Source organism: Mesorhizobium sp. M4A.F.Ca.ET.022.05.2.1, from assembly GCF_003998845.1.
Lineage (GTDB): Bacteria > Pseudomonadota > Alphaproteobacteria > Rhizobiales > Rhizobiaceae > Mesorhizobium.
Genome location: NZ_RZOJ01000572.1, coordinates 1 through 2906, shown reverse-complemented (window position 1 = coordinate 2906; position 2906 = coordinate 1). Strand labels below are relative to the sequence as shown.

3 protein-coding genes are annotated in these 2906 nt (G+C 64.8%); 1 reads left to right on the top strand and 2 read right to left on the bottom strand.

Annotated elements, in window-relative coordinates; all coding sequences use genetic code 11:
* Positions 1-107 precede the first annotated feature (107 nt).
* Positions 108-1433, bottom strand: a complete 1326-nt coding sequence (locus EN745_RS32890) for an FAD-binding oxidoreductase (protein ID WP_127423175.1) — start codon at positions 1431-1433, stop codon at positions 108-110.
* 222 nt (positions 1434-1655) lie between these two features.
* On the opposite strand from EN745_RS32890, the gene EN745_RS32885 reads away from it, so the two are divergent.
* A complete protein-coding gene (locus tag EN745_RS32885) occupies positions 1656-2132 on the top strand; it encodes an Lrp/AsnC family transcriptional regulator (RefSeq protein ID WP_126058824.1) in 477 nt (158 codons plus the stop codon).
* Positions 2133-2200: 68 nt separating this feature from the next.
* Here the strand turns inward: EN745_RS32885 and EN745_RS32880 are convergent.
* On the bottom strand, positions 2201-2906 hold a 706-nt coding region (locus EN745_RS32880; RefSeq protein WP_145992273.1), incomplete at its 5' end, for an ATP-binding cassette domain-containing protein.

Below are 2906 nucleotides of genomic sequence, written 5' to 3'. Positions count from 1 at the left end.
AATAGGCGCCGGTCGGACAGGCGCCTGTCCGACCGGCGCCTATTGGCGCTCTTCTGCGGAACGGCTGACGCAATTGGGGATGCCGCGCATTGATGAGGGGTCAAATCCTAGAAATCGGCAACCTTGCCCCAGGCCGAGGCTTCGAAGCGGCGCGGATGGTAGGATGTAGGATCGACGATCGGTTCCGACCCGGTCACCAGATCGGCGACGAGATGACCGGCGCCGGGCCCGATGCCAAAACCGTGTCCCGAAAATCCGGCGGCGAGGAAGAAGCCCGCAATGCTATCGATCTCGCCGATGGCGGGCACGCCGTCCGGCGTGCTGTCGATGTAGCCGGCCCAGGCAGCGCTGATCTTCGTCTTTCTGAGGTCGGGCAGAAGTTCAAGCGCACGGGCATGGGTCAGACGGATGGTGGCCCGGTCCGGAGCCGGATCGAGGATGCGCATGCGCTCCATCGGCGTCGGCTGGTCGAGCCGCCAGCGCTGCAGCGTTTCGTGCCCCGAGCGCACACCTTGCAGTCCGCCAGGCGCGAGGCTGCGCCACCGTTTCAGAAACATGGGCAGGAACTGCGACGAGAAGCGCAACTGCTGCGGCGTCACGTCGACGCGACCGCGCCCGCTGATGGCAAGCGTGTAGCCGCCGTCGCCGCGACGCGTGGCCGAGATCCTCGCCGTGTGCAGCGCATCCGGCAGGCCTTCGGCGCCGGGCGAGACGGACAGGATGGAGGAACGGATCGACGCCTGCGGAAAGCGGAAACCGAACTGCCGGCAAAAGGACGACGCCCAGGCGCCGCCGGCCATGACCGCCACTTTCGTGCGGATCGTTCCGCTCTCGGTGACCACGCCGCTCAGGCGTCCGCCCTCGGTCTCGATGCCTCGCGCGGCGCAATTCTGGTGCACGCTGCCGCCGAGCTTGAGGATGGCGCGGGCGACCGCGGGCGCGGCCCGCGACGGGTCGGCGGTGCCGTCGCTCGGCGAGAAAACGCCGCCCTTCCAGGTCCGGCCCGTGGCGCCGCCCCGCTCGCTGGCCTCGGCGCTGTCGAGCATATGGGTGGTCACGCCGGCCGTCCTGGCGAAATCGCGCCAGCGCGCCCAGCCGGCCAGTTCCGCCTCGTCATTGCTGAGATAAAGCAGGCCGCAGCGGCGAAAGCCGGTGTCTTCGCCGGTCGCCGCCGCGAAGCTGCCCCACAGATCGAGGCTGCGGGTCGCCATCGGCAGTTCGCGGGCGTCGCGGTTCTGCTGGCGGCACCATCCCCAGTTCCTGGAGGATTGCTCGGCGCCGACGCGCCCTTTTTCGACAAGCGCGACCTGCATTCCGCGCCTGGCAAGATAATAGGCCGCGAAGACACCGACGATGCCGCCGCCGATCACCACCACGTCCGCGGCTTGCGGCAGTTTGCCAGATGTCTCGATTTGCTGCAGCGGCGCGCGCATAGTCTCTCTGCCTTGAAGCGCCAATCTAACGCGTTGCGCAGGCAGCGGCTGCTGCAGTTGAAGCCGAAGCAGAATTTTATTTCGGCAGCTCGGTCGAAATCGGAACTCGCTGCGTTTCCAAGCGGTGCCAGCTCGGATGGACAGGCCCGCGGGCTGTGGTAGTGTCAAGGCTGTTGGTACGGCAGCATTTTGTGCTGTGGCATGCGATCTTTGGAGACGGCCATGAAACTGGATCGGATCGACATCAAGATTCTCTACGAATTGCAGAAGAACGGCCGCATCACCAATGTGGAACTGGCCGACCTCGTGCATCTGTCGCCGAGCCCTTGCCTGATGCGGGTCAAGAAACTGCAGTCGGAAGGCTACATCGAGGGCTATTCCGCGCAGGTCAACATCGGCAAGCTCGGCCAGACGCTGACCGTGTTCACCGAGATCACCCTGAAGAACCACCGCCAGGTCGACTTCGCCCGCTTTCTCGCGGTTGTCGAGAAGATCGACCAGGTGATCGAATGCCACCTCGTCTCGGGCGGCTACGATTACCTGATGAAATTCGTCACCGCCGGCATCGGCGAATACCAGACGATCATGGAGCGGCTAACCGACATGGATATCGGCATCGACAAGTACTTCTCGTTCGTGGTGCTGAAGTCTCCCATCGTCAAGGCGCACATGCCGCTGCCCAGCCTGTTCCCGATGTGAGGCTCCGCGCATCGTCGCTCTAACTATCCGTCTCAAGGCAAAGACGGAAACCATTCCTGGAATTGCTCCTAGCGATGGCCGTACTGGCTGACGAGCTCGGGGTCGCGCACAAGGCCGTCGAGCCAGGTCGGATCGAGCTTCGGCACCGAAGAGAACAGTAGCTTGGAATAGGGGTGGGCGGGCGCCTTCACCTTGTCTGGCGTGATCTGCTCCACACGCTGCCCATTGTACATGACCATGATCTCGTCGCAGATGGCCTCGACGACCGAGAGGTCGTGGCTGATGAAGATGTAGGAGAGCCCCAGCTCGCGCTGCAGCTCCTTGAGCAGTTCGATCACGGCGGACGCCACCACCGTGTCGAGCGCCGAGGTGATTTCGTCGCAGATGATGAGCTTGGGGTCGGCCGCCAACGCGCGCGCGAAATTCACGCGCTGCTTCTGGCCGCCCGAGAGCTCCGATGGATGCCGGTAGCGCAGCGCCCTCGGCAGGCGCACCATGTCGAGCAGTTCGTCGACGCGCTTCGAGCGCGCCTGCCTGTCGAGCCGGTGATAGAAGGCGAGCGGGCGGGAGATGATGTCCTCCACAGGCTTGGCCGGATTGAGCGCGGTATCGGCGTACTGGAACACGATCTGCATCTCGCGCAGCTGGTCCTGGCTGCGTTTCCTGGCGGCGCGTTGCAGGTCCTTGCCATCGAAGACGATGTCGCCGGCAGCGGCCGGATGGATGCCGGCGATGACGCGCGCCAGCGTCGATTTTCCGCAGCCGGATTCGCCG

Excerpts from the sequence above, each read along its gene's own strand:
- EN745_RS32890 (WP_127423175.1), bottom strand. The coding sequence starts at position 1,433 with ATGCGCGCGCCGCTGCAGCAAATCGAGACATCTGGCAAACTGCCGCAA.
- EN745_RS32885 (WP_126058824.1), top strand. The coding sequence starts at position 1,656 with ATGAAACTGGATCGGATCGACATCAAGATTCTCTACGAATTGCAGAAG.